At 66.6% G+C, this 23,780-nt stretch carries 26 protein-coding genes; 15 read left to right on the top strand and 11 right to left on the bottom strand.

Translation table 11 applies throughout. The features are described from left to right. Nucleotide 1: 1 nt before the first annotated feature. Complete coding sequence (locus tag ACFVVI_RS13525) at nucleotides 2-1,831, bottom strand: acyl-CoA dehydrogenase (RefSeq protein ID WP_387445607.1); 1,830 nt, start codon at nucleotides 1,829-1,831, stop codon at nucleotides 2-4. Nucleotides 1,832-2,172: 341 nt separating this feature from the next. Here ACFVVI_RS13525 and urtA point away from each other — a divergent pair, with 341 nt between their 5' ends. From urtA to ACFVVI_RS13495, 6 genes are all read left to right on the top strand, one after another. Further along, complete coding sequence (gene urtA, locus ACFVVI_RS13520; protein ID WP_056814694.1) at nucleotides 2,173-3,423, top strand: urea ABC transporter substrate-binding protein; 1,251 nt, start codon at nucleotides 2,173-2,175, stop codon at nucleotides 3,421-3,423. A gap of 70 nt (nucleotides 3,424-3,493) precedes the next feature. Continuing rightward, complete coding sequence (urtB, locus tag ACFVVI_RS13515; RefSeq protein WP_266293973.1) at nucleotides 3,494-4,378, top strand: urea ABC transporter permease subunit UrtB; 885 nt, start codon at nucleotides 3,494-3,496, stop codon at nucleotides 4,376-4,378. Beyond that, entirely contained in the window at nucleotides 4,375-5,505 is a 1,131-nt protein-coding gene (urtC, locus tag ACFVVI_RS13510) for an urea ABC transporter permease subunit UrtC (RefSeq protein WP_379317347.1), read from the top strand. Before urtB ends, urtC begins: the two co-directional genes overlap by 4 nt. Further along, nucleotides 5,502-6,305: an urea ABC transporter ATP-binding protein UrtD gene (gene urtD / locus ACFVVI_RS13505; RefSeq protein ID WP_387445604.1), complete on the top strand. Its 804-nt coding sequence runs from the start codon at nucleotides 5,502-5,504 to the stop codon at nucleotides 6,303-6,305. Before urtC ends, urtD begins: the two co-directional genes overlap by 4 nt. Next, a complete protein-coding gene (gene urtE / locus ACFVVI_RS13500) occupies nucleotides 6,298-6,990 on the top strand; it encodes an urea ABC transporter ATP-binding subunit UrtE (RefSeq protein WP_056814706.1) in 693 nt (230 codons plus the stop codon). The genes urtD and urtE overlap by 8 nt, the downstream gene beginning before the upstream one ends. 14 nt (nucleotides 6,991-7,004) lie before the next feature. Further along, nucleotides 7,005-7,754, top strand: a complete 750-nt coding sequence (locus tag ACFVVI_RS13495; protein ID WP_378991144.1) for a GntR family transcriptional regulator — start codon at nucleotides 7,005-7,007, stop codon at nucleotides 7,752-7,754. Here the strand turns inward: ACFVVI_RS13495 and ACFVVI_RS13490 are convergent, their stop codons facing one another. Next, nucleotides 7,755-8,636 (bottom strand): NERD domain-containing protein, encoded by an 882-nt coding sequence (locus tag ACFVVI_RS13490; RefSeq protein ID WP_378991145.1) that lies wholly within the window; start codon nucleotides 8,634-8,636, stop codon nucleotides 7,755-7,757. A gap of 202 nt (nucleotides 8,637-8,838) precedes the next feature. Between ACFVVI_RS13490 and ACFVVI_RS13485 the strand changes: the two genes are divergently transcribed. Together ACFVVI_RS13485 and ACFVVI_RS13480 are read left to right on the top strand one after the other, a co-directional pair. Next, nucleotides 8,839-9,384 (top strand): carboxymuconolactone decarboxylase family protein, encoded by a 546-nt coding sequence (locus ACFVVI_RS13485; protein ID WP_387445601.1) that lies wholly within the window; start codon nucleotides 8,839-8,841, stop codon nucleotides 9,382-9,384. Nucleotides 9,385-9,476: 92 nt separating this feature from the next. Further along, nucleotides 9,477-9,854 carry a VOC family protein gene (locus tag ACFVVI_RS13480; protein ID WP_378991148.1) on the top strand — a complete coding sequence of 126 codons (378 nt, stop codon included), beginning with the start codon at nucleotides 9,477-9,479 and terminating at the stop codon, nucleotides 9,852-9,854. On the opposite strand, the gene ACFVVI_RS13475 is transcribed toward ACFVVI_RS13480, so the two are convergent. Next, complete coding sequence (locus tag ACFVVI_RS13475) at nucleotides 9,855-10,178, bottom strand: hypothetical protein (protein ID WP_387445883.1); 324 nt, start codon at nucleotides 10,176-10,178, stop codon at nucleotides 9,855-9,857. A 174-nt stretch (nucleotides 10,179-10,352) separates the two neighbouring features. Then, nucleotides 10,353-11,192 (bottom strand): NmrA family NAD(P)-binding protein, encoded by an 840-nt coding sequence (locus ACFVVI_RS13470; protein WP_387445599.1) that lies wholly within the window; start codon nucleotides 11,190-11,192, stop codon nucleotides 10,353-10,355. Nucleotides 11,193-11,277: 85 nt separating this feature from the next. Here ACFVVI_RS13470 and ACFVVI_RS13465 point away from each other — a divergent pair, with 85 nt between their 5' ends. Then, nucleotides 11,278-11,727 (top strand): winged helix-turn-helix transcriptional regulator, encoded by a 450-nt coding sequence (locus ACFVVI_RS13465; RefSeq protein WP_378991150.1) that lies wholly within the window; start codon nucleotides 11,278-11,280, stop codon nucleotides 11,725-11,727. Here the strand turns inward: ACFVVI_RS13465 and ACFVVI_RS13460 are convergent. The 4 genes from ACFVVI_RS13460 to ACFVVI_RS13445 form a co-directional block, all read right to left on the bottom strand. Next, nucleotides 11,688-12,383 carry a polysaccharide deacetylase family protein gene (locus ACFVVI_RS13460; protein ID WP_387445882.1) on the bottom strand — a complete coding sequence of 232 codons (696 nt, stop codon included), beginning with the start codon at nucleotides 12,381-12,383 and terminating at the stop codon, nucleotides 11,688-11,690. The two genes, ACFVVI_RS13465 and ACFVVI_RS13460, sit on opposite strands and share 40 nt — an antisense overlap. A 76-nt stretch (nucleotides 12,384-12,459) precedes the next feature. Beyond that, on the bottom strand, nucleotides 12,460-12,960 hold the full coding sequence (locus ACFVVI_RS13455) for a L,D-transpeptidase (protein WP_378991153.1): 501 nt from the start codon (nucleotides 12,958-12,960) through the stop codon (nucleotides 12,460-12,462). A 227-nt stretch (nucleotides 12,961-13,187) separates the two neighbouring features. Continuing rightward, the gene (lpdA, locus tag ACFVVI_RS13450; protein ID WP_378991155.1) at nucleotides 13,188-14,591 is read right to left on the bottom strand and encodes a dihydrolipoyl dehydrogenase; all 1,404 of its coding nucleotides are present in this window, start codon (nucleotides 14,589-14,591) and stop codon (nucleotides 13,188-13,190) included. 80 nt (nucleotides 14,592-14,671) lie between these two features. Continuing rightward, a complete protein-coding gene (locus ACFVVI_RS13445) occupies nucleotides 14,672-15,145 on the bottom strand; it encodes a MarR family winged helix-turn-helix transcriptional regulator (RefSeq protein ID WP_378991156.1) in 474 nt (157 codons plus the stop codon). 90 nt (nucleotides 15,146-15,235) lie between these two features. Here ACFVVI_RS13445 and ACFVVI_RS13440 point away from each other — a divergent pair, with 90 nt between their 5' ends. Further along, nucleotides 15,236-15,565, top strand: coding sequence for a rhodanese-like domain-containing protein (locus ACFVVI_RS13440; RefSeq protein ID WP_387445596.1), 330 nt, complete (start codon nucleotides 15,236-15,238; stop codon nucleotides 15,563-15,565). Between the two features lie 52 nt (nucleotides 15,566-15,617). Further along, nucleotides 15,618-16,649: an AraC family transcriptional regulator ligand-binding domain-containing protein gene (locus tag ACFVVI_RS13435; RefSeq protein ID WP_387445594.1), complete on the top strand. Its 1,032-nt coding sequence runs from the start codon at nucleotides 15,618-15,620 to the stop codon at nucleotides 16,647-16,649. On the opposite strand, the gene ACFVVI_RS13430 is transcribed toward ACFVVI_RS13435, so the two are convergent. Then, nucleotides 16,646-17,548, bottom strand: a complete 903-nt coding sequence (locus tag ACFVVI_RS13430; protein WP_378991161.1) for a LysR family transcriptional regulator — start codon at nucleotides 17,546-17,548, stop codon at nucleotides 16,646-16,648. The two genes, ACFVVI_RS13435 and ACFVVI_RS13430, sit on opposite strands and share 4 nt — an antisense overlap. A gap of 120 nt (nucleotides 17,549-17,668) precedes the next feature. On the opposite strand from ACFVVI_RS13430, the gene ACFVVI_RS13425 reads away from it, so the two are divergent. The 3 genes from ACFVVI_RS13425 to ACFVVI_RS13415 all read left to right on the top strand — a co-directional run bounded on the left by ACFVVI_RS13425 (nucleotide 17,669) and on the right by ACFVVI_RS13415 (nucleotide 21,324). After that, on the top strand, nucleotides 17,669-19,423 hold the full coding sequence (locus ACFVVI_RS13425; protein ID WP_387445591.1) for an adenine deaminase C-terminal domain-containing protein: 1,755 nt from the start codon (nucleotides 17,669-17,671) through the stop codon (nucleotides 19,421-19,423). Between the two features lie 31 nt (nucleotides 19,424-19,454). Further along, nucleotides 19,455-20,159, top strand: a complete 705-nt coding sequence (locus tag ACFVVI_RS13420) for a YitT family protein (RefSeq protein WP_387445589.1) — start codon at nucleotides 19,455-19,457, stop codon at nucleotides 20,157-20,159. Between the two features lie 136 nt (nucleotides 20,160-20,295). Next, nucleotides 20,296-21,324: an NADP-dependent oxidoreductase gene (locus ACFVVI_RS13415; RefSeq protein WP_387445588.1), complete on the top strand. Its 1,029-nt coding sequence runs from the start codon at nucleotides 20,296-20,298 to the stop codon at nucleotides 21,322-21,324. A gap of 71 nt (nucleotides 21,325-21,395) precedes the next feature. Here the strand turns inward: ACFVVI_RS13415 and ACFVVI_RS13410 are convergent, their stop codons facing one another. Further along, complete coding sequence (locus ACFVVI_RS13410) at nucleotides 21,396-22,370, bottom strand: dipeptidase (protein ID WP_387445586.1); 975 nt, start codon at nucleotides 22,368-22,370, stop codon at nucleotides 21,396-21,398. A gap of 139 nt (nucleotides 22,371-22,509) precedes the next feature. Here ACFVVI_RS13410 and ACFVVI_RS13405 point away from each other — a divergent pair, with 139 nt between their 5' ends. After that, complete coding sequence (locus ACFVVI_RS13405) at nucleotides 22,510-23,040, top strand: hypothetical protein (RefSeq protein WP_378991168.1); 531 nt, start codon at nucleotides 22,510-22,512, stop codon at nucleotides 23,038-23,040. Between the two features lies 1 nt (nucleotide 23,041). Here ACFVVI_RS13405 and narI read toward each other — a convergent pair whose 3' ends face one another. Further along, nucleotides 23,042-23,773 (bottom strand): respiratory nitrate reductase subunit gamma, encoded by a 732-nt coding sequence (narI, locus tag ACFVVI_RS13400; protein ID WP_387445881.1) that lies wholly within the window; start codon nucleotides 23,771-23,773, stop codon nucleotides 23,042-23,044. Nucleotides 23,774-23,780: the final 7 nt, after the last annotated feature.

The raw sequence follows: 23,780 nt of genomic DNA, 5'->3' as shown, positions 1-23,780 counted from the left end.
CTCAGAAGGCTTCCTCCGGGACCGCCATGATGTCGTTGTCGATGGCGGCGAGGATGTTCTTGGTAGCGGTGAGTTCGGGGAGGACATTCTTGGCGAAGAAGCTCGCCGCGGCGACTTTGCCCTGGTAGTAGGGGCGGTCCCGCGGTGCGGCGTCGGAGGCCAGGGCGGCGGCGGCGATGTCGGCCTGGACCAGCAGACGCCAGGCGATGAGGAGATCGCCGACCGCCATCAGGAAGCGAACCGAGCCGAGGCCCACCTTGTAGAGCTCGGTGGGCTCGCTCCGGCCCGCCATGGCGTAGCCGGTGAGGGTGGCGGCCATCGCGCCGACGTCGGCCTGGGCGGTGCGCAGCAGGGCGCGCTCGGTGGCGAAACGGCCGGTGTCATTGTCCAGGTAGCCGCCGATCTGCGCGTTCACGTGGGCCAGGGCGACCCCGCGATCGCGAATGATCTTGCGGAAGAAGAAGTCCTGGGCCTGGATCGCCGTGGTGCCCTCGTAGAGCGAGTCGATCTTGGCGTCACGGATGTACTGCTCGATCGGATAGTCCTGCAGATAGCCGGAGCCGCCGAAAGTCTGCAGCGACTCGGCGAGCAGCTGGTACGCGCGCTCGGATCCCACGCCCTTGACGATCGGCAGCAGCAGATCGTTCACGCGGTGCGCGGTCTCCGGATCGGCACCGGACACCAGCTGCGCCACATCCGCATTCTGATGCGCGGCGGTATACAGATACACCGCTCGCAACCCCTCCGCGTAGGCCTTCTGCATGGCCAGCGACCGGCGCACATCGGGGTGATGGGTGATGGTGACGCGCGGCGCCGCCTTGTCGGCGACCTGCGTCAGATCCGCGCCCTGCACCCGCGTCTTGGCGTACTCGAGCGCGTTCAGATACCCGGTCGACAACGTCCCGGACGACTTCACACCGACCGTCATCCGCGCGTTCTCGATCACCTTGAACATCTGGGCGATGCCGTTGTGCACATCGCCGACCAGCCAGCCCTTGGCGGGCACCGCGGTGCCGCCGAAGGTCACCTCGCAGGTCGGCGAGGACTTGATCCCCATCTTGTGCTCGACCCCGGTCACGTACACACCGTTGCGGTCGCCCGGTTCCAGCGTCTGCGGATCGAAGAGGAACTTCGGCACGTAGAACAGCGAAAGCCCCTTGGTGCCGGGGCCTGCACCCTCCGGCCGGGCGAGCACCAGGTGGAAGATGTTCTCGGCCGTATCCCCCACGTCACCGCCGGAAATGAACCGTTTCACCCCGTCGATGTGCCATGACCCGTCGGGCTGCGGCACGGCCCTGGTGCGACCGGCGCCGACATCGGATCCGGCATCCGGCTCGGTGAGCACCATGGTCGCCTGCCACCCGCGCTCGAACCCGCCCTGTGCCCAGCGCTTCTGTTCGTCGTTGCCGATCTCGTAGAGCACCGAGCCCATCATCGGGCCCATGTTGAAGAAGCTGGCCGCCGGATTGGCGCAGATGATGAGCTCGTTGATCGCCCACATCAGCGCGTTCGGGGCGGCGGTGCCGTCCATACCCGCCGGCATGGCCAGGCGGTACCAGCCCGCTTCGTGCACCACGTCCACCGTCCTGCGCAGCGGATCGGGCACGGCGATGTCGTGGGTATCGGGGTGGAAGACCACCGGGTGCCGGTCGGCCTCGGCGAACGAGTCCGCGATCGGCCCCTCGGCCAGGTGTTTCACCTCGTCGAGGAGCTGGCGCACCGTATCGGAGTCCAGGTCGCCGTAGGCGCCGGTGTCCAGAACCTTGTCCAGGTTCAGGACCTCGAACAGATTGAACTCGATGTCACGCACGTTCGCCTTGTAGTGCCCCATTGGGCCCTCCTCGACTGACCGCACACGGCCGATTGCCGTGTGGCTCGACGGCTCGACGTTGTACAAATCGAAGCGTGCCGCACCTGCGCGCCCCTACGCAACCGTAGGCAAGGCGACCCTTCTCCAGCTGTCGCGGACGAACAATTCACACGGACGAAACAGACGAAACGGGCACGTGACCGAGAGACATTCGGGTGCAACAAGTTCCATCTACTGTCTCGAATCACGAATACAGCTTCTGTATACAACTCGGTGTACATCCAGTCTCCGGGGCAGACAGCGGCGGTATTCGTTGTGGCGCGTGTGGCGCCGCCGTTACACCTGATGAGGAGAACCGCCCCATGTCTGAATCCCGTTTGGTCAAGGCACTTGTCGTGCCTGCCGCGGTGGCCGTCGCCGGCCTGCTGCTCACCGGCTGTGGTGCGCGCGACGACGCGTCGACCGGCTCGACCGCAGCCTCCTGCGTCGACACCAGCAAGGACACCATCAAGGTGGGCTCGCTGCACTCGCTGTCGGGCACGATGGCCATTTCCGAAGTCACCGTGGCCAATTCGACCAAGCTGGCGATCGACCAGATCAACGCGGCGGGCGGCGTCCTCGGCAAGAAGATCGAGATCGTCCTCGAAGACGGCGCCTCGGACCCCAAGACCTTCGCCGAGAAGGCGGAGAAGCTGATCAGCTCCGACTGTGTCGCTTCGGTGTTCGGCGGCTGGACCTCGTCGAGCCGCAAGGCCATGAAGCCCAAGTTCGAGAGCCTGAACTCGCTGCTCTACTACCCCGTGCAGTACGAGGGTCTGGAAGATTCCAAGAACATCTTCTACACCGGCGCCACCACCAACCAGCAGATCATTCCCGCGCTGGACTACCTGAAGCAGAAGGGCATCAAGTCCCTCTACCTGGTCGGCTCCGACTACGTCTTCCCGCAGACCGCCAACCGCGAGATCAAGGCCTACGCCGCGGCCAACGGCATCGAGATCAAGGGCGAGGACTACACCCCGCTGGGCTCCACCGACTTCTCCACCATCGTCAACAAGGTGCGCGCCGCCAAGGCGGGCGCGGTGTTCAACACCCTCAACGGCGACTCCAACGTCGCCTTCTTCCGCGAGTACACCAACGCGGGCCTGAAAGCCGCTGAGATGCCGGTGGTTTCGGTATCGATCGCCGAGGAAGAGGTCGCGGGCATCGGCGCGCAGAACATCGCGGGCCAGCTCACCGCCTGGAACTACTACCAGACCGTCGACTCCCCGGCGAACAAGAAGTTTGTCGCCGACTACAAGGCGGCCTTCGGCGCCGACAAGCCCACCTCGGACCCGATGGAAGCCGCCTACGCCTCGGTGTACCTGTGGAAGAACACCGTCGAGAAGGCGAAGTCGTTCGCCGTGGCCGACATTCAGGCCGCGGCCGACGGCGTGAGCTTCGACGCCCCCGAGGGCACCGTCACCATCGACGGCTCCAACCACCACATCACCAAGACCGCCCGGATCGGCGAGATCCGCCCCGACGGCCTGATCTACACCGTCTGGGATTCCGGCAAGGCCATCACCCCGGACCCGTACCTGAAGTCCTACGAATGGGCCAAGGGCCTCAAGTAAACAGCCCGACAGATGTGGGACGCGCAGTGCGCGCGTCCCACATCGCCCCATCTCCAAGGAGTCCACTGCAATGGACGTGCTGATCAGTCAGCTCTTCACCGGGCTGAGTCTGGGATCCATTCTTCTGCTCGCCGCGCTCGGCCTTTCCCTGACGTTCGGTCAGATGGGCGTCATCAATATGGCGCACGGCGAATTCATCATGGCCGGTTGCTACACCACTTATGTAGTGCAGCAAGTCTTCTCGTCGGCCGGAGTGTCGCTGGTCGTGTCCCTGCTGATGGGCTTCCTCATCGGCGGCCTGCTCGGTGCCGCCCTGGAGATGGGCCTGATCCGCTACATGTACGACCGACCGCTGGACACCCTGCTCGTCACCTTCGGTGTCGGACTCGTGCTCCAGCAGGCCGCGCGTGACATCTTCGGCGCCCCCGCCAAGAACGTGCTGGTGCCCGAATGGCTCAGTGGCGGCATCACTATCGCGGGCGCGGTCGTGCCGAAGACCCGCATCTTCATCCTGGTGCTGGCGATCGTCGCGGTGACCACCCTGGCCGCCGTGCTCAAGACCACCCCGATGGGTCGACGGATTCGCGCCGTCGTGCAGAACCGTGGACTGGCCGAAACCAGCGGCATCTCCAGCAGATTCACCGATATCAGCACGTTCTTCATCGGTTCCGGACTGGCCGGCGTCGCCGGTGTGGCGCTCACCCTGATCGGTTCGACGAGCCCCACCATCGGCCAGAGCTATCTGATCGACGCGTTCCTGGTGGTCGTGATCGGCGGCCTCGGCCAGATCAAGGGCACGGTGATCGCGGCGTTCGCGCTCGGGCTGCTCAACTCGTTCATCGAATACTCCACCACCGCGTCCATCGCGAAGGTGATCGTGTTCGTGCTGATCGTCATCTTCCTGCAGGTCCGCCCGCAGGGCCTGTTCACCGTGCGGACGAGGAGCCTGGCATGACCGCACTCACCGAACGTCTCCGCGAATACCCGCGGCTCACACCACTACTCGGCTTCGGCGTCGCGGCGATCCTGCTGTTCGCCGTCGCCCCTGCGGTTCTGAGCGATTTCCGCCTGAACCTTCTGGCCAAGTTCCTCTGCTTCGCCATCGTGGCGGCCGGCATCGGATTGGCTTGGGGCCGTGGCGGAATGCTCACCCTCGGCCAGGGCGTGTTCTTCGGCATCGGCGCCTACATCATGGCCATGCACATGCAACTCGCCGACGCCGCGCGCCTGGGCAACGACGTTCCCGAGTTCATGGAGATCTCCGGCATCAGCGAACTGCCGGGATTCTGGCAGCCGTTCAGTTCCGCGCCGGTGGCGATTCTCGGCATCCTGGTGCTGCCCGCGCTGGTCGCGGCGGTGCTCGGGTACGGCGTGTTCAAGCGCCGGGTGCGCGGCGCCTACTTCGCCATCCTGAGCCAGGCACTGGCCGCGGCGCTGGCGATCCTGCTCACCGGTCAGCAGGCCATCGGCGGCTTCACCGGACTGTCGGACTTCCGCTCCTTCTTCGGGTTCCGGCTGTCGGACCCGGCCAACCGGCAGATGCTGTTCTTCATCGCGTCGGGCACGCTGCTGGTGGTGGTGGCGCTGATCCGCCAGCTCAACCGCAGCCGCTACGGCGAACTGCTGGTGGCGGTGCGCGATGCCGAGGAGCGCGTGCGTTTCCTCGGCTACGACCCGGCCAATATCAAGATCGTCGCCTATGTGGTGGCGGCGTTCCTCGCCGGTATCGCCGGTGCGCTGTTCACTCCGATCGTCGGCATCATCTCGCCCGCCGACATCGGCGTCATCCCGTCGATCGCCTTCCTGATCGGTGTCGCCATCGGTGGCCGCACCACCCTGCTCGGACCGATCCTCGGTGCGATCGGCGTCGCCTGGGCGCAGACCTCGCTGTCGGAGTCGTTCCCGTCGGGCTGGACCTACATGCAGGGCATCCTGTTCATCGTGGTCGTCGGGTTCATCCCCGCCGGTCTGGCCGGGCTGTGGCCGATGTTCAAGGGCTGGCTCGACAGCCGTAAGAAGCTGCCACCCGCACCGGAAGAACCCGCCGCCGTCGTCACCGAGGAGAAGGTGCAAGCGCGATGACACTCGAACCCAAAGCCGGCGGCAACGCGGGCATGGACAGCGACTACCTCGAAATCCGCGGTCTCACTGTCAGTTTCGACGGCTTCAAAGCCGTCACCGATGTCGACCTCACGGTGTTGCAAGGCGACCTGCGGTTCCTGATCGGACCGAACGGCGCGGGCAAGACCACGCTGATCGATGCCATCACCGGCCTCGTCCCGGCGACCGGCTCGGCGCAGAAGTCGGGCACCGAACTCCTCGGCAAGAAGGTGCACCAGATCGCGCGCCTCGGCATCGGACGCACCTTCCAGACGGCCAGTGTGTTCGAGCAACTCACCGTGTTGCAGAACCTGGATATCGCGGCGGGCGCGGGGCGTTCGGCCCTGTCGCTGCTGCGCATGCGCAAGTCGGTGCTGCCGAGCATCGAACAGGCATTGGAGACAACGGGTCTCACCGCACTGCGGGACAAGCCCGCCGGGGTGCTCGCGCACGGACAGAAGCAGTGGCTCGAGATCGGCATGCTGCTGGTGCAGAACGCGTCGGTGCTGCTGCTCGACGAGCCGGTCGCGGGCATGAGCGCCGAGGAGCGCGAGGAGACCGGAAACCTGTTGCGCCGCATCGGCAGTGATCGCGTGGTGATCGTCGTCGAGCACGACATGGACTTCATGCGGTCCTTCGCGACCTCGGTCACCGTGCTCGCGGGCGGCAAGGTCCTCAGCGAGGGCAGCGTCGAACAGGTACAGGCCGATCCGAAGGTGCAAGAGGTCTATCTGGGCACCGCGACTCTGGTTGCGACAGACAAGGAGTCGGCCGATGCTTGAGCTACACGACATCCGTTCCGGATACGGGCGCACCGAGGTCATCCACGGTGTCAGCATGACCGTGCCCGACGACAGCGTCGTCGCGATCATGGGCCACAACGGCGCGGGCAAGACCACGCTGCTGCGCGCGGCGGTGGGGTTGCTGCCCACCAAATCGGGCACCATCACCTTCGACGGCGAGAAGATCACGAAACTCTCGCCCTCCCAACGGGTCAAGCGCGGCATCGGTTATGTGCCGCAGGGCCAGCAGAGCTTCGGGCAGCTGACCACCGCCGAGAACCTGCAGGTGGTCGCGGACGGGCGCAAACGCGGCAAGGCGCTGATCGACGAATCCCTCGATCTGTTCCCCGCGCTGAAGGACCTGCTCACCCGCAAGGCGGGCCTGCTCTCGGGCGGGCAGCGTCAGCAGCTGGCCATCGCCCGGGCACTGATCACCGAGCCGAAGCTGCTCATCCTCGACGAACCCACCGAGGGCATCCAGCCGTCGGTGGTCGCCGAAATCGAGCGCACCATCATCGAATTGACGCAGCGCGGCGGTTTGAGCGTGCTGCTGGTGGAGCAGCACATCGGCTTCGCACTGCAAGCCGCGCAACAGTACTACGTGCTGCACTCGGGGCATCTCGGCTCGACCGGGGCAGGCGGGGCAGGTGCGGAATCCGCGGTCCGCGCGGCGATGGCGATCTGATCGCAGCGGCGCACATGGCCGGGAGGGGATCGGGCGAGGACGCGCGTCCCGCCGGCGGCGGGCGGCGGGTGCCGCTGGCCGCGCGCGTCTACGACGAACTCCGCCACGACCTCGCCACCGGGGAACTGGCGCCGACCGAACGGCTGCGCGCCGAACGGCTGGCCCAGCGCTACGGCGTCTCGCGCACCCCGGTGCGCGAGGCGCTGGCCCGGCTCCAGGCCGACGGGCTCGTGCAGCGACATCCCGACGGTCTCTACCTGTACCGGCCACGCCTGAACGAACTCGACGAGCTCTACGAACTGCGAATCGTGCTGGAATCCCGTGGTTTTCAGCGCATCGCCGCGGGTGGTTCCGTCCAGGTGCACATCCCGGCCGAGCACGACCTACCCACCGTGCGCGCCGAGCTGGCCCGCTGGCTCGAATACCGCGACACCCCACCGGAACCCGGGCCCGACCTGGTCGCCGCCGACGAGCGGTTCCACACCGAGCTGCTCAGAGCGGCGGGCAATTCCGCCCTCGCCGAGGCGTTGGCCGCCGTCTACCTGCGGGTTCGCCCGGTGCGCACGATGGATGTGCCGACCGCCGAGCGGGTGGCGGCCATGACAGCCGATCACATCACCATCGCCGAGCAGGTGCTCGCCGGGGACGGCGAACAGGCCCTGCACACCCTCACCGCCCACATCGATTCCTCCCGCGCGCACGTCCGGGTGCGCGCCGAGCAGGCGATCGCGTTCACCAAACTCGGTCGCGCCGTGCGGGATTGATCAGCAGTCCGTCTGGAACGGCCAGCACTCGGTCTTGCGCGGAGTCGCCGACGTGGGCGCACGGGTAGTCGAGGTCTGCGAGGTATCCGACATCGGGCGCGGATGCGGCGAATCCTGGATCAGCGCCACGCCGACGACCACGAAGACCACGAAGATGCCGAGCACCGCGGCGGCGAACAGTCCGATGCCGACGAGCTTTCCCCGCCGCGACGGATCCGGCGGCGGGGCGGGCTCGCTGAATGCGCGCACCTGCCGCGCCACCGGAGTCGGCGCGGGTCGATGGGTGTCGAAGCCCTCCTCGACCAGTTCGGCACGCGATGGCGCCTCGACCACACCGAGCGCCGTACAGGTGGTGAGCACGCGCTCGACTGTCCATTCGCGCGGCCCCGCCGAGAACCCTTCCAGGTACACCCGCAGCTCGTGCGCATCGACGCTGTTCGCGACCAGTACGTCCAGACCCGGCCGCAGCGCGGTGCGCGCCGGCCGCACCACCACGCCCCGATATGGCACGAGCACCACCGCGCCGGAGACGTGTCTGCTGTCCTGCAACGCCTGCTCCAGCGCGACCCGCACCGCGTGCACCCCGTGTTCGACCCGGTCGGTGAGACCGTTCGACGTGTCGGCTTCTAAATCCAGCGCACTGTCGCTGATCATCCAGGTGCCGTCGGCGGCGGCGGTGAGCAGCCCGCTCTGCCGTCGCCGGAAACCCTTCACTTCGAGCACCGTGATCCCGCGCGGCGTCACGATCACCGCGCCGAGCCGCCGGTCACCCACCCGGCAGTCGACCAGTGCGAGCCCCGTACTCGGATAGGCGCGCAGGCAGTCCACGAGCTCACGCTCGGCGCCGGTGAGCTCGGCACCCGGTCTGATCCGAACCAGCATGTGCGATGTTCCCCTACCAGTGCTGCGACCTCACACCGCCGCTGCGCGCTGCGGTACCCACCGATCATGACGCGCAACTGTTCCGAAAACCACTGGAAACCAAAGAAAACCGGCACGAATACAGGAGTGGCCCCTCGAGCGGATACCGGCGAGTACGCTCCGATCCTGGCCGACGATGTTCGAGAAGACAGGTGGATCAGAGATGGATTCAGCGCCCCTACCACGCGTTTCGCCGGGACGGTTCGGTGAACTCGGGCCGATCAACTGGGTTGTCTGGCAAGTACTTTCCCGCGCGTCGGGCACCGAGGACGCGCATCTGTTCAGCACCCTCGGGCGCACCGGCGGGCTCTTTCGCGGCTGGCTGCATTTCTCCGGCAAGCTCATGCCGGGTGGCAGGTTGGCGCGCGCCGAGGCCGAGCTGGTGATCCTGCGCGTCGCTCAGCTGCGCGAATGCGACTACGAGGCCGACCATCATCGTCGATTGGGCCGCAAGGCGGGGCTGTCGCCAGTCGAGATCGAGCGGGTTGCCGCAGGTCCCGAGGCCCAGGGCTGGACTCCGCGGCAGCGGGCGCTGCTGAATGTCGCCGATCAGCTGGTGAACACCCGGAACGTGGACGACGCGGCGTGGAACGCGCTGGCCGAGCACTACGACGAGCGGACGCTGATCGAGATCGTGCTGCTGGTCAATCAGTACGAGGGTCTGGCGTCGACCATCACGACCTTGCGGATCGAGCGTGACACGTTCTGACCGTGTGACCCAGGTCATATAGCGAGACGGCGCGGAGTCTCCCACAGTAAAGGCGTACAACGTACGGAGTTCACCGCTACCGAGGAGACCCCATGCAGATCAGCGCTTCCGCTCTCTCGCTCAATGTCGCCGACCCCCAGACCTCTGCCCAGTTCCTGATCGAGCACCTCGGCTTCACCGAGAAGATGGCCGCCGACGGGTTCGTCAATGTGACGCGGGCCGATGCGGGCATGGACGTGATCTACCTGCGCACCGGCCTCGGCTCGTTCAAGCCCGCCCGTATCGCCGGCAGCGCGGGCGAGGGACTGCTCGTCGTGTTCGTCGTCGACGACATCGACCGCGAATACGACCGCCTGCGGGCCGAGGGCGTCCCGATCGAGACGCCCATCGAAACCGAGGAGTGGGGCGAGCGGTACTTCCAGATGACCGACCCCAACGGGATCGTCATCCAGCTCGTGCAATGGGTGTGATCAGCGGCGAGCGACGCGCAGCGCGGCCACGATCATCGGGATCTGCAACGGCAGCCGCGCCAGCACGCCTGCCTTGAAAGCCTTGGGCGCCTTCGGATTACCGACCACATCCACCGTCATCTGGATATTGGCCGGGAAGACGCCGATGAACAGCGCCGCGGCCAGCCACCCGCCGAGCCGCCGGGTGCGCGGCACCGCAAGCGCGGTCGCCACACCCAGCTCGGCAACCCCGGACCCGTACGTATAGGTCCGCGGGTTGCCGGGCAGCTGCGGCGGCACGATCTTGTCGAACGGCTTGGGCGCTACGAAGTGCAGGATGCCCATGACGAACAGCAATCCACTCAGCCAGGAGTGCGAACGTCGACGGGGATTTTGATCAGCCACAACCCCGACGGTACCGCTTCGCCGGGTACTCCGGCCGAACCAGGGCGGTGGTCGCCCACCGGGTGAGCCCGCGCCCGGTGAGCTACCCCTGTGCTGCCGTCATCGGGGCGGCGACTACTGCGCGAAGACCGTGGACGCCGAGGTAGCCGGGCGGCCGAGGAGCTTGGTCAGATCGCCGGTGGTCACCTCCAGCAGACCCTCGCCGATGCCGGCGTCAGCGTCCGCGAGGACGGCGGCGTACTGCTCCTCGAGACCCGCCGCGCGCAGGGCTGCCGCGTAGTCGTCCTTGGCGAGGTCCGCGTAACGAACCGGGGAGCCCTTCGCCTCGGTGGCCGCGGCCGCCAGGTCGGCGCCGGTCAGCGCCTCGTCACCGCCCAGTTCATAGACGCGGCCCTCGTGGCCCTCGCCGGTCAGCACGCGCGCGGCCGCCTCGGCGTAGTCGGCGCGTGCGGCGCCGGAGACACGACCCTGGGCCATCGCGCCGTGCAGGACACCGGACTGGGCCGCGTTCGCGACGGCTCCGGCGTAGTTCTCCCAGTACCAGCTGTTGCGCAGCAGCACCGTCGGCACGGTGGCGCTCGCCAGCACCTCTTCGGTGCCGCGATGCTCGGCGGCCAGCAGCATCGGATTGCGGTCGGCGCGCGGAATGCTGGTGTAGGCCAGCAGTTCGACCCCGGCGCGCTCGGCGGCGCGAAGCACAGTGGTGTGCTGGGCTACTCGCTTGCCGAACTCGTTGCCCGAGATCAGCAGCACCCGATCCACACCGGCCAGGGCGGCGTCGAGAGCCGCCGGATCGTCGTAGGACGCCTGTCGCACTTGCGCGCCGCGCGCGGCGAGGTCGGCCACCTTGCTCGGATCGCGCACGATCGCGACCGGTCGCTCCCCTGCGGCGAGCAGAGCCTCCACGACCAACCGGCCGAGCTTTCCGCCTGCTGCTGTCACTGCCACGGTCATTGCTGCCTCCATCGGTACAAGTACTAACTATTAGTAAGCACTATGCCTTCAGTGGGCACTTGCGTCAAGTGGGTACGATGGAGGCATGCCCGAGACGACCCACGAGGACCACGACCCCACGCTGGAAGCCGACGTCTTCGCGCGCAATTGCCATTCCCGCCCCGTCCTGCAGAACATCACCGGACGGTGGGGGGTGCTCGCCCTGGTCGCGCTGCTCGACGGTCCGGTCCGGTTCAGCGCCCTGCGCCGCCGGGTCGACGGCGTGAGCGAGCGCATGCTCTCGCAAACCCTGCAGGCGCTGGAACGCGACGGCATGGTCCATCGCGAGGTGCTCGAAGCGATCCCACCCCGCGTCGAATACAGGCTCACGGAACTGGGCACGGCGGTCGCGAACCAGCTGAAGTCGCTGATCGTCGTCGTGGAATCGAACATGGACACCGTCCGCGCGGCGCAGGACACCTACCACCGCGCAGACGGCATCGACCAAGGATCGGCTCAGCGCGCGAGCAGCTCCGAGACCGTGACGAATCGGTAGCCCTGCGCGCGCAATCCGTGCACGATCTCCGGCACCGCGGCAAGAGATTCGGGCCCGTACATGACATGCAGCAGGATGATCGATCCCGGTCGCGTCTCGGCGAGGGTGTCGCCCACGATGGCCTCCCGCGACGCGCCCCCCGCGGAATCGGGCTCCACATCCCAGGTCACCGAGGTGCGATCGTGGTCGGCGAGGTAGTGCGGCAGCGTCCACAGTTTCTTGCCGTACGGCGGGCGGAAGCTGATCGGCCCCGGATACCCGGCACGACGGATCTCGGCGTCGGTCCGCTCGATCTCCTCGCGCACGGTGTCGCCGGAAACCAGCACCATGCGCCGGTGCGAATAGGAGTGATTCCCGATCTCGTGACCCGCGCCCACGATCGCCGCACCGTATTCGGGATGCGCGGCCAGGTCCGCGCCGACCAGGTAGAAGGTCGCGGGAACCTGTAATTCCCCCAACGTCCGCAACACGTCCGGCGTCCGCGCGGTGGGTCCGTCGTCGAAGGTCAACGCGACGACCTTCTCGTCGGTCTCCACCCGATCGACCAGCCGCCCCGCCACCTGATAGGTCCGCGAATTCGCCAACACATACAGACCTGCCAGCACCGCCGAAACCACGACGATGCCGACAGCCCCGCCCACCAACCACCGACGCATGGACCGACGCATGGACCGACGCATGGACCGACGGTAACTCACCGGGCCGGATAAGCCCGGTGAGTTGTCCGGGTACCTACGCGATGACCTGGGTGATGTCGCCGGGGTTCAGGTAGTCGAAGAAACGGTGGGCGCCGTCTTCGGTCATGCGCACACAACCGTGTGATTTCGAATCGACCGGACCCACGTGGAATGCCATGTCGCCGTTGAAGAACGTGGCCCAGCGCATCGGCGCATTGTGCATCGTGCTCCAGTGGAATTCCCGCTTGAAGGAAATCTTGGTCACCGCGGGCGGCGTTTCGAACCCGGCCATGCCGTGCGAGATCGGCGTGGGTCCGAAGATCACCCGGCCGTTGTCGACCAGCCACGCCTCGTTCGTCGACAACCGCATGCATGCCCTGGCTTCGACGACCGGGCACGGCGATGCGGTGGGAACGATGGCGGGAACACCGGGAACGTCCGGGCCACCGGGGAAAAGAGGTTCAGCGACGGCCGGTGTCACCGTGCCGAGTCCGGCCACAGCGACCGCGACGACCGCCGCGAATCGTGCTGTCCAACCGAGAATGCGCTTGCTCATCGAGTCGTAACCTCTCAACCGTGCCCGCCACCGCGAGTCAACCCGGGTGAGGGGACCATCTCATGGAACGCAAACATGTCGAACACGAGCGTGGAACAGATACCTGGAGGTGTTGTCGATCATCGTGGTAAAGACCCCGATTCACCAAATCAACGCCCGGAAAAAGACCGAATAGAAACCAAAAGGCCGGGCACGCGATCGCGCACCCGGCCGTTTCAGCTGTTATCTCAGAAGTTGATCATGTGCCCCGCGAGGCCGTGGATCGCTTCCTGCACCGCTTCGCTCAGCGTCGGGTGGGTGTGCACATTGCGGGCCACCTCGTTGACGGTGAGATCCCATTTCTGGGCGAGGGTGAGTTCCGGCAGCAGCTCGGACACGTCGGGCCCGATCAGGTGGCCGCCGAGGAGCTCGCCGTGCGCGCTGTCGGCGATCAGCTTCACGAAGCCGGTCGGGTCGCCGAGGCCGTGGGCCTTGCCGTTGGCCTGGAACGGGAAGTTCGCGACCTTCACGTCGTAGCCCTCGTCGCGGGCCTGCTGCTCGGTGAGACCGAAGCTGGCGACCTGCGGCTGGCAGAAGGTGGCGCGCGGCATCATCCGGTAGTCGCCCAGGGTCATCGTCTCGGCGCCGCCGATGGTCTCGGCCGCGACCACGCCCTGCGCCTCCGCCACGTGGGCCAGCTGCAGCTTGGCGGTGACGTCGCCGATCGCGTAGATGTGCCCCACATTGGTGCGCATGTAGTCGTCGATCTCGATGGCGCCACGGTCGGTGAGCGCGACGCCGGTGGTCTCCAGGCCGTAGCCCTCCACCCGCGGCGCGAAGCCGACGGCCTGCAGCACCTTGTCGACCGTGACGGTCTCGATCGCGCCGGACTTGTTGTCCTTGATCTGGACGGTGACCTTGGAGCCGTCGTCGTCGATCGACTGCACGGCCGCACCGGTGCTGATGGTGATGCCGAGCTTCTTGTACTGCTTGGTGATCTCTTTGGAGACGTCGGCGTCCTCGTTGGGCAGCGCGCGGTCGAGGAACTCCACGATCCGCACGTCGACGCCGTAGTTCTTGAGGACGTAGGCGAACTCCATGCCGATCGCGCCCGCCCCGACGATCAGGATCGAGCCGGGTAGATCACGGGTGAGGATCTGCTCCTCGTAGGTGACCACGTTCTCGGAGAGCTGGGTGCCCGGCAGCAGCTTGGTGGTGGTGCCGGTGGCGATGATGACGTTGTCGAACGTGAGCGTCTCGGCGCCGCCCTTGGTGAGGGCCACGTCGATCGAGTTCGGGCCGGTGAAGGTACCGAGGCCGTCGAACTCGTCGATCTTGTTCTTCTTCATCAGGAAGTGCACGCCCTTGACCCGGCCGTCGGCCACCTTGCGGCTGCGATCGAAGGCGGCACCGAAGTCGAAGCTGACCTCACCGGAGATGCCGAAGGTCTTGGCTTCCTTCTGGAAGATATGGGCCAGCTCGGCGTTGCGCAGCAGTGCCTTGGACGGGATGCAGCCCACGTTCAGGCACACGCCACCCCAGTATTTCTGCTCGACAATCGCTGTTCGCAGGCCGAGTTGAGCGGCACGGATCGCGGCGACATATCCGCCGGGACCAGCGCCGAGAACGACGACATCGTAGTGGGAAGTCACGTCACCGAGCCTAACTCTGTTTCGAGGAGTTCACCCACCCGTCCCCCACATAGGTGAGATGTGCCCCGACCGGCCGCCGGTCACCGTCGACGCGGACGCGGCGCGGCCAGATCGGTAGCGCCGAGCACTTTGCGCAAGGTGGCGGCGAGGGCCTCGAGTTCGCCGGGGTCCGCGTGGGCGCCGAGCCGGCGTTCGATGCCGTCGAGGTAGTGCGGTGCGGCCTCGCGGAACCGCTGCCTGCCGAGCTCGGTAATCGCGACGATCGCGGATCGGCCGTCGTCGGGGTTGTGCTCGCGGCGCAGGAGGCCGTTCGACTCCAGTTCCGCGACAAGGCGACTCACCCTGGTGCGACTGAGGACGACCTTCTCACCCAGGTCGCTCATCCGCATCGGTCCGGCGGCGTCCAGTTCGAGCAGGACGTCGTACCAGGTCAGCGGGAGTCCGGCGGCTTTGCGCAGTTCGGCGTCGAGCTCGGGAACGAGGGCGGCGTGCACCTGCAGCAGCGCGGCCCACGCGGCTACCGCGGGACGACGGGACGACTGTTCGTTCGGCACCACCTCACCCTAACCACTTGCGTGCGTGCGCACACAACTAGTAGCGTGTGCACGCACATAAATTCTTTCGAACGACATGAGGTGAACGCCATGACCGCACTCATCACCCGCGACGAACTGGCCGCGGAAATAGCGGCGAACAGCGTGATCGTGCTCGATGCTCTCGGCCCCGAGTACTACGCGAAAGCCCACCTGCCAGGTGCGCTGAACCTGACCGCCGACGAGGTCGCCGACCGCGCCGCCGAGCTGCTCCCCGACCGTGACGCCGCCATCGTGACCTACTGCTCGAACGCGGCGTGCGGCAACAGCGAGGCCGTCGCGATGAAGCTGGAAGCACTGGGCTACACCAACATTCGCAAGTACCGCGAGGGGATCCAGGACTGGTCCGACGCGGGCCTGACCATCGAAACCTCGGCCTGAGCACAACGTCGGCCCGCCACCGCTCACTACCGCGCCCAGTACTGTCGGTCCGGTGAGCGGTGGTGCGTCGGCGGAAGGCATCGGTAGCCGGCTCGATGGCACCGCGTCCACCCACCTCGTCCGGCTGCTCGTTCAGGCGGCCAGGGAGGCGGCGGTCGCCGAGGAGCAGCTGGCCCGCGTGGCCGGCATCGACGAGGCGACTCTGCGCGGCGAGCTCAATCGGATCCCGATGGGTTCACTGCTGCGATTGTGGGAATTGATCGCCCACGCCCGGCCCGGCGCCGGATCAGGGGCCGCGATCGCCGCCGCCGCACCACTCGGCGCACTGAACACCTGGGACTATCTGGTGACAACCGGTGCGACACTCGTGGATTCGCTGCGCGCGGCCCAGCCGTACCACCGCCTGGTCACCGCGGCCACCGAGGGTTTCGACCTGTCCGGCGACGGGGATCTCACCATCGGCTACCGGACGTCGGCCAGCGATCCGGCGGTGGCCGCGGTGGTCAACGAGTACGTGCTCGCCTACTACTTGCGCCGCGCGCGCGAAGCGACCGGCCGACCGCTCGTGCCCACCCGGGTGAGCTTCGGTCACGCCGCCCCGGCCGAACACTCCGGACTGGTCGCCGTATTCGGTACCGCCGATATCGAATTCGACGCCGAATCGGACGCGATCACCTTCCACGCCGACGACGCCAACGCACCGTACACCCGCGCGGACCCGATGCTGGCCGACTTGATGCGCAGCCACGCCGACCTGGTTCTGGCCTCCGCCCGCCCGATCGCCGATCCCCTCGACGCCTTTCGCAGCGCCCTCGGCGCGGCTCTGGACGCGGGCGATCCAGCCCTGCCCCGGGTCGCGAAAAGCCTCGCCATGAGCCAGCGCACCCTGCAACGTCACCTCGCCGAACACGGCACGTCCTGGCGCGACGAACTCGACCTGCTCCGTCACGAACGGGCGAAAACCCTGCTGGACCAGGGACACAGCACCGCCACCGTCGCGGGCCGCCTCGCGTTCACCGACGACCGAGCACTGCGCAAGGCCTTCCACCGCTGGACCGGCACCTCGCCCACCGCGACCCGCTAGTCGCGCTCACCGGGCCGCAGCGCTCCCACGATCTCGTCCGCGAGCAGCAGACTGGCCAGGCCGTGACCGTGTTTCTCCCGTCGTACGAGGGAGATGACGTTGTCGCTGAAGGCGTCGCGGACCGGCCGGAAGGCCAGACGACCGTCGCGCATTTCCTCGGCGATGTCGAATTCGCTGAGGAAGGCGATGGCCTCACCGGACGTCGCGAGCCGTTTCATGGTCTCGATCGAGTTGGTGTGAAACGCGGGCTGGATATCGAGATCGGCTTTCGCGAAAGCCTCGGCGACGATGCCGTGGATCACCATCGAGCGATCGGCGAAGATCAGCGGAAACGGCGTGCACTGCGCGAGCGGGACCGTGTCCATGGCCGCCAGCGGATGACGCGGGGAGACAACGACTCCGAGCCGGGTGTTGATCCGCCAGTAGGTCTCCAGCCGCGTGGAAGACGGAATATTGAAACCGAGACCGAGGTCGGCCTCGCTGTTCTCGACCGCCTGCACGATATCGAGGGTCGACATGGTGCGGATCGATATCCTGACCTGCGGATGACGGGTACGAAACGTCGCCGCGGCGGTGGCGACGACGCTGCTGGCCAGGCCGGTCATCGTGGCGATCACGACCTCACCGCTGCCGAGGGCACGCAGATCGCGGATATCGGCCACGGTTTCCCGGTATTGCCGCAGCGTCTGCCGGATGTGCGCGAGCAGCGCCTCACCCGCCGGGGTCAGGCGCATGCCGCGGGGCAGGCGCTCGAACAGCGGCTGGTCGAGTTCGGCCTCGAACAGCAGGATCTGGCGGTTGATCGCCGAGGGCGCCACGTGCAGGCGGGCACCGGCCGCGCGGATGGACCCCAGACGCGCCACCTCGTCGATGTACTGCAGCAAACGCGAATGGAGCATTGCGCACCTCCTCCTCGGAACTGTACGAAAATTTAGTACACCTCGTGCGAAAACGCATGCTTGTGGGCAACGGTGTTTGTCGCGTCCAATCAATACAGGCAAGCAACAGTGAATTTCGAAGTGAGGACCACCATGGCCCAGCAGAATTCGACCACCGAGGTCGCCACCCAAGACGACCACGTACGGACAATCTTCGGCATCTTGGAGGGGGAGCAAGAAGCCGACCTGCTGCTGCGCAATCTGCATATCCTCGATGTGCACACCGAATCCGTTTACCCCGGTTCGCTCTTGATCCACGGTGAACGCATCATCGCGCTGAATCCCGACGAATCGATCGTGCGATACCGCGAATCCTTCGACGGCGAGGGCCTTTACGCGATTCCGGGCCTGATCGACGCGCACCTGCACTTCGAATCCCAGCTCGCGCATCCGGCGGCATTCGGTGAGGCGATCGTGCCGAGCGGAACGACCACCGTTTTCGGGGAAACGCTCGATTTCGCCAGTGCCGCAGGCGACGATGCGATCGATGCCGCCCGCGCGCTGTTCGCCGACCACGAGAAGCTGCCGTACCGGCTCTATGCCTTCGCACCGGGAAAGAAGACCTCACCCGAGGTCACCGAGGCGATGCTGGCGATGGATCCGGTGATCGGCCTCGGCGAACTGGCCCACCTGTCCTATATGACCGGCAACGCCGACGATTTCCGCAAGTCCGCGCTCGGACGCGCGAACGCGGGATTCGTGAACTGCCACTGGGGCGTCACCTCACTGTCGGACATGCTGCTGAATTACATGCCCGCCATCGGCGTCGACAACAACCACGACGTCTGGAACGAAGACGATATCGAGAAAAGCATCCGCTACGGGCTCAATACCCAGATCAAATTCGGTGTCGGCAGTCCCGAGGTCATTCGAACGATGCTGCGCGCCATCGTGAAACGCCGTTGGCCCGCCGAGAACTTCCAGCTGTGCGCCGACAATATCTCGGTGGATCGGGTGCTGCGGCAAGGCCATATCGACTGGGTCATCTCGCTGGCCGTCGAGATGGGCATGCCGCCGATCCAGGCGATCAAGATGGGCACGCTGTACACCGCGCGCTCGTTCCACAAGGACCGCGACCTCGGTTCGCTGAGCCCGGGACGATTCGCCGACATCGTGCTCACCGACAGCCTCTCCACGATCAACCCCCGCTATGTGTTCAAGGGCGGCAAGCTCGTCGCCAAGGACCGTCGCCTGCTCGAACCGGTCGGCATCGACTACTCGGTCCTGACCAAGCAGCCCCGGCCCGGCCTCGCCGACCTGCGCGCCGAGCAGCTCGAGCTCACCCCGATCGAGATCTCCGAGGACGGCACGCGGGCGAAAGTACTGCTTTTCGACGTGTACGGACGCGGGCATCTCAAGTTCGCGCAGGAGGTCTGGGTCCCGATGCGCGAGGGCGTCGTCGTCCCCGAGCTCGAAGGCGTTCGCCTCAACCGGATCTCGGTCGTGCAGCGCTATGCCGACGGGCAGCGCCACATAGTCAACGCGCTGTTCACCGGCGTTTCGCTCGACCGCGGCGCGGTCTCGACCTTCTGGCCGGCTCCGGCGGCCTACTTCGTGGTCGTCGGCAGCGACAGTACCGAGATGCGCGAGAACCTCCGGCACCTGGACGGTCTGGTCGGCGGCTGTGTCGTGACCGAGGATGCGCAGGTGAAAGCCGTTCTGCCGCTCGACTTCTACGGAGTGATGGCCGATATGGACCTCGCCGAGCTCGTCGAAGCGACCCGCTCGATCGACGACGCACTGGCGAAGCTGGGCAACCACAACGAAGGTGAGCCGGTCGTCAACAAGCTACTCACCCTGTTCATCTCGCTCGACCGCTTCGGCTTCATGAAATAGCCTCGGCTACCAGAGCAAGGGATCCACCGCAATGCAACACGACAACGACGCGGCAGTCATCGACAACGGAAACAAGGTCCGCCGCTGGATCACCTACGTCGCCGGAATCTATATCCTCACGCTCGGCCTCAGCCTCGCCATCAGGGCCGGGATCGGCATCTCCCCGCAGAGCAGCCTCACCCGCACGATGACGCTGGTGTTCACGCCGCTGAGCCAGGGCAACTACAACCTCATCCTCGAGGTCATCATGCTGGGCCTGACCTTCCTGGTCAGACCGAAGGCATTCAAGGCCGGCTACCTGCTCTCGATGATTCCGGCGCTGGTCCTGGCGGTGCTGCTCGACGTGAACCTGTGGCTCACCGAGTGGATCCAGCTCGAGCCGTACGCGGCCGATGTCGTACTGCTGGTCTTCGCCGACGCGATGCTGGCCTTGGGCCTGTTCATGATGATCCGGGCGAACCTGATCCTGATGCCGATCGATCTGTTCGTGAACACGATCCAGCAGAAGACCGGCCGGAAGTGGGGCAACATCAAGACGGTGTTCGACTGCACGCTGCTGGCGCTGTCGGCGGGCATCGGCCTGCTGTTCCTCGGCGCACCGCATTTCATTCGCGAGGGCACGATCGTCAACGCGATCCTCGTGGGGCAGTACGTGAAGGGGTACTTCTTCCTCTACGAGAAGTTCGTGGCGCGCAAGCGCTCGGCCGCGCTGGTGCCGACGCCCGTCGCCGACTAGGAGTAACCACCACCGCCCGGTCTGTCGTGAACGGACCGGGCGGTGGCGTGCGCGGACCTGGGAAGGTGAACTCGGCCGCCATAACGTAGTCATCACCGGCAAGAAACACCGGCTGACCTCGAAAGAAGGCTCGATCATGTCGAATACGGCCACCCGCGCACTGCCCACCCGCACCCGCGAGATCCACCTCGCCGCCCGCCCGAACGGCGCACCGGTCGCCGGCGACTTCGCCCTCGTCGAACGGGAACTGCCGGAGCTGGGCGAAGGCCAGATCCTGGTCCGCAACACCTGGATGTCGGTCGACCCGTACATGCGCGGCCGGATGGACGACAAAGCTTCCTACATCCCGCCGTTCGAACTCGGTGCGGCCCTCGACGGTTCAGCCGTCGGCGAGGTGATCGCCTCCCGCTCGGCCGATATCGCGGTCGGCGCGACGGTCTCGCACTTCACGGGCTGGCGCGAACACGCCGTCGTCGACGCCGCGACCGTCACCCCGATCGACCCGGAACTCGCCGCGCCGCAGCACTTCCTGAGTGTGCTCGGCACCACCGGGCTGACCGCCTACGCCGCACTCACCGATGTCGCCCAGGTGAAGCCCGGCGACACCGTGTTCATCTCGGCCGCGGCGGGCGCGGTGGGCAGCGCCGCGGGCCAGATCGCCAAGGCGCTCGGCGCGAAGCGGGTGATCGGTTCGGCCGGTGGTCCCGTCAAGGCCCGAAAGCTGCTCGAGGAGTTCGGTTTCGACGCGGCGATCGACTACCGCGCCGGTGATCTCGGCGGTCAGCTCACCGCCGCCGCACCTGATGGCGTCGACGTCTACCTCGACAGCGTCGGCGGCGAACACCTGAAGGTCGCCATCGAGGCGCTCAACCAGCACGGCCGGGTCGCCCTGGTCGGCGCGATCAGCGGCTACAACGGCGCCACCGCCCAGCAGAGCCCGGACCTCTACCTCGCGGCGACGAAGGAGATCACGCTGCGCGGCATGCTGGTGACCAGCTACTTCCCGATCTTCGGCGAGTACATCGCCAAGGCCGCGGGCTGGCTCGCCGACGGCACCCTCACCACCACCGAAACCGTCTACGAGGACCTCGACCAGGCCCCCGCCGCGTTCCTCGGCGTCCTCACCGGCGCCAACACCGGCAAGATGCTCGTCCGCCTCGCCTGAGCGAGACCCGGAACGCCCCGCCGCGCACCGAACACGGTCCGGCGGGGTCGATCAACCGGCTTCGGCACAGGTCACGCCCGCCAGACGTGGCTCGCGGCCCGGGCGAAGTTGCCGCCGAAGATCGCCGCACGCTCGGTGGGCGTGAATCCGCGCGCGGCGAGGAGCTCGTCCAGGCCCGGCACCTCGGATTCGCCGAACAGGTCCTCGGGTGGAGTCCACTGGAGTGGGCCCCATTTCGTGTAGGACTCGGAGAACGCACCGGGGTTGTCGCGGATCTCGTCGTTGAACTCCTGGCCGTCGAACGAATAGTCCGATCCGATCCCGATGTGGTCGATCCCGACCAGATCGACGCCGTACCTGATGTGATCGGCGACCGCCGTGACCCGCTCGGCACGGGCGGCAGGCTCGTTGCGGCCGAGGAAGATGCCGACTCCGTTCACGCCGATCACCCCGCCCGTGGCGGCACACGCTCGCGCCTGCTCATCGCTGATGTTGCGCGGATGCTCCCACAGCGCGGCGAAATTGGAGTGACTGTAGATCATCGGGACGCTGGTGTGCGTGGCGATGTCGAGCCCGGTGCGGCGCGAGCAGTGCGAGCCGTCGGCGAACATCCCTACCTCGTTGAGCTTGCGCACCAAGTCTTTTCCGTACCCGGTGAGCCCGGTGTCCTCGGTGTCGAGACAACCGCAACCCGCCGCGTTCGCATGGTTGTAGGTGGGCAGCAGCGAACGCACGCCGAGGTCGTAGAACAGCTCCACATTGTCGAGATCGCCGTCGAGCGGCCCGGAATCCTCCAGATCGAACGCCAGCGAGATCACCTCCGGCGCGCCGATATCGCCGACCCGATCCACCAGCCGCAACCGCGGATCCGCTCCCGCGTCGGCGCGGAACCGGTGCAGCAGCGCCAGCGAATCGTCCCTGGTCTGCGCCGAATACCCCACGTTCACCGAAAGATACGACCCCAACGGATACCGAGCCAGCTCGGCGACCCGCGCCGTGTGCCGCAACGGCAGACAGCAGTGCTGCTCCCACAGGAACACATCCACCTCCGGTTGACTCGTGACCTGCGATCCTACGTTTCGCCGCGCACCCGACACCGGACCGACGCTAACGCGATGCCTGATCCGTTCGATAAATCGGTACTGCTCCGCGAGCCCGAAGGCCCCAGATCAAAGGCGGTGCGACATGCGTCGCTTCCTCGTCCTGTTCGCCACACTCACCGCCTGCGTCGGCCTCTCGACGCTGCCCGCGGCCGCTGCTCCGTCCGACTGCGGACTCACCTGGGGTTCACAGGACAAGACGTCGCCGAACTACTCCACCGCCACCGTCGCCGATGTTCGCGCGGGCCGCCACGAGTGCTTCGACCGACTCGTCATCGACCTGTCCGGCCCCGTCGCCGGTTACCTCGTCGGGTACGTCGGCACCGTCACCCAGGACGGCTCCGGCGCGACCGTCCCCCTCCGTGGCGGCGGGTTCCTCCAGATCGCGGTCTTCGCCCCCGCCTACGACGACGCGGGCAACAGCACCTACAACCCCTCGAACCGCACCGACCTGCTCTCGACGAGCGGCTATCCGACCTTCCGCCAAGTCGCGTTCGCCGGCTCCTTCGAAGGCCGGACCACCTTCGGTCTCGGCGTCCGCGCCCGCCTCCCCTTCCGCGTGAGCACCTTCGACAACCCGACCCGCGTGGTCGTCGACGTCGCCCACTCCTGGTGACTCACCACCCCTGCCGCTCCGGGCGCGAGCCGATCAGCTCATCAGGCTTGGCGGTCGCCCGGGAGCGGTACACGATGTAAGGGCGGTAGAAGTAGCTCAACGGTGCGCTGAAGGCGTGCACGAGCCGGGTGAACGGCCAGATCGCGAACAAGATCAACGCGATCGTCACGTGGATGTGGAACGACAGCGGCGCCTCGGCCATCAGGTCGCCGCGCGGCCGCAGGATCCAGATGGAGCGGAACCACGGCGACACCGTCTCCCGGTAGTTGTGCTCGGGACCGACGGCGCCGGAACCCAGCAGGGTGGTCGCCAGCCCGGTGATCAACGCGCAGACCAGGACCAGGTACATGAGCTTGTCGTTGAGCGTGGTCGCGGTGAATACCGGGCCGTTGCGGCGGCGACGATAGATCAGCAACACGATGCCGGTGAGGGTGGCGACGCCCGCGATACTGCCGAGCACGATCGCTTGGATGTGATAGACGTGCTGGCTCACGCCGATGGCGTCGGTCCAGGATTCCGGGATGACCAGCCCGATGATGTGGCCGACGATCACCACCATCATCCCGTAGTGGAACAGCGGACTGCCGATGCGAAGCAGCGTGGACTCGTACAGCTGGGACGACCGGGTGGTCCAGCCGAATTTGTCGTACCGGTAGCGCCACCAGGTGCCCACGATCAGGATCGCCAGACTCACGTAAGGGACGATGTCCCAGTAGATCTCGCCCGCCGACACCTCGTTG

Source organism: Nocardia sp. NPDC058114 (genome assembly GCF_042884695.1).
In the GTDB taxonomy this organism is placed as follows: domain Bacteria; phylum Actinomycetota; class Actinomycetes; order Mycobacteriales; family Mycobacteriaceae; genus Nocardia.
The sequence above is the reverse complement of the archived record's forward strand: the minus strand, read 5'-3'. Positions and strand labels throughout refer to the sequence as shown.

Coding starts and splice junctions, on each gene's coding strand:
- ACFVVI_RS13525 (WP_387445607.1), bottom strand. CDS start 1,831: ATGGGGCACTACAAGGCGAACGTGCGTGACATCGAGTTCAATCTGTTC.
- urtA (WP_056814694.1), top strand. CDS start 2,173: ATGTCTGAATCCCGTTTGGTCAAGGCACTTGTCGTGCCTGCCGCGGTG.
- urtB (WP_266293973.1), top strand. CDS start 3,494: ATGGACGTGCTGATCAGTCAGCTCTTCACCGGGCTGAGTCTGGGATCC.
- urtC (WP_379317347.1), top strand. CDS start 4,375: ATGACCGCACTCACCGAACGTCTCCGCGAATACCCGCGGCTCACACCA.
- urtD (WP_387445604.1), top strand. CDS start 5,502: ATGACACTCGAACCCAAAGCCGGCGGCAACGCGGGCATGGACAGCGAC.
- urtE (WP_056814706.1), top strand. CDS start 6,298: ATGCTTGAGCTACACGACATCCGTTCCGGATACGGGCGCACCGAGGTC.
- ACFVVI_RS13495 (WP_378991144.1), top strand. CDS start 7,005: ATGGCCGGGAGGGGATCGGGCGAGGACGCGCGTCCCGCCGGCGGCGGG.
- ACFVVI_RS13490 (WP_378991145.1), bottom strand. CDS start 8,636: ATGCTGGTTCGGATCAGACCGGGTGCCGAGCTCACCGGCGCCGAGCGT.
- ACFVVI_RS13485 (WP_387445601.1), top strand. CDS start 8,839: ATGGATTCAGCGCCCCTACCACGCGTTTCGCCGGGACGGTTCGGTGAA.
- ACFVVI_RS13480 (WP_378991148.1), top strand. CDS start 9,477: ATGCAGATCAGCGCTTCCGCTCTCTCGCTCAATGTCGCCGACCCCCAG.
- ACFVVI_RS13475 (WP_387445883.1), bottom strand. CDS start 10,178: ATGGGCATCCTGCACTTCGTAGCGCCCAAGCCGTTCGACAAGATCGTG.
- ACFVVI_RS13470 (WP_387445599.1), bottom strand. CDS start 11,192: ATGACCGTGGCAGTGACAGCAGCAGGCGGAAAGCTCGGCCGGTTGGTC.
- ACFVVI_RS13465 (WP_378991150.1), top strand. CDS start 11,278: ATGCCCGAGACGACCCACGAGGACCACGACCCCACGCTGGAAGCCGAC.
- ACFVVI_RS13460 (WP_387445882.1), bottom strand. CDS start 12,383: ATGCGTCGGTGGTTGGTGGGCGGGGCTGTCGGCATCGTCGTGGTTTCG.
- ACFVVI_RS13455 (WP_378991153.1), bottom strand. CDS start 12,960: ATGAGCAAGCGCATTCTCGGTTGGACAGCACGATTCGCGGCGGTCGTC.
- ACFVVI_RS13440 (WP_387445596.1), top strand. CDS start 15,236: ATGACCGCACTCATCACCCGCGACGAACTGGCCGCGGAAATAGCGGCG.
- ACFVVI_RS13430 (WP_378991161.1), bottom strand. CDS start 17,548: ATGCTCCATTCGCGTTTGCTGCAGTACATCGACGAGGTGGCGCGTCTG.
- ACFVVI_RS13420 (WP_387445589.1), top strand. CDS start 19,455: ATGCAACACGACAACGACGCGGCAGTCATCGACAACGGAAACAAGGTC.
- ACFVVI_RS13415 (WP_387445588.1), top strand. CDS start 20,296: ATGTCGAATACGGCCACCCGCGCACTGCCCACCCGCACCCGCGAGATC.
- ACFVVI_RS13405 (WP_378991168.1), top strand. CDS start 22,510: ATGCGTCGCTTCCTCGTCCTGTTCGCCACACTCACCGCCTGCGTCGGC.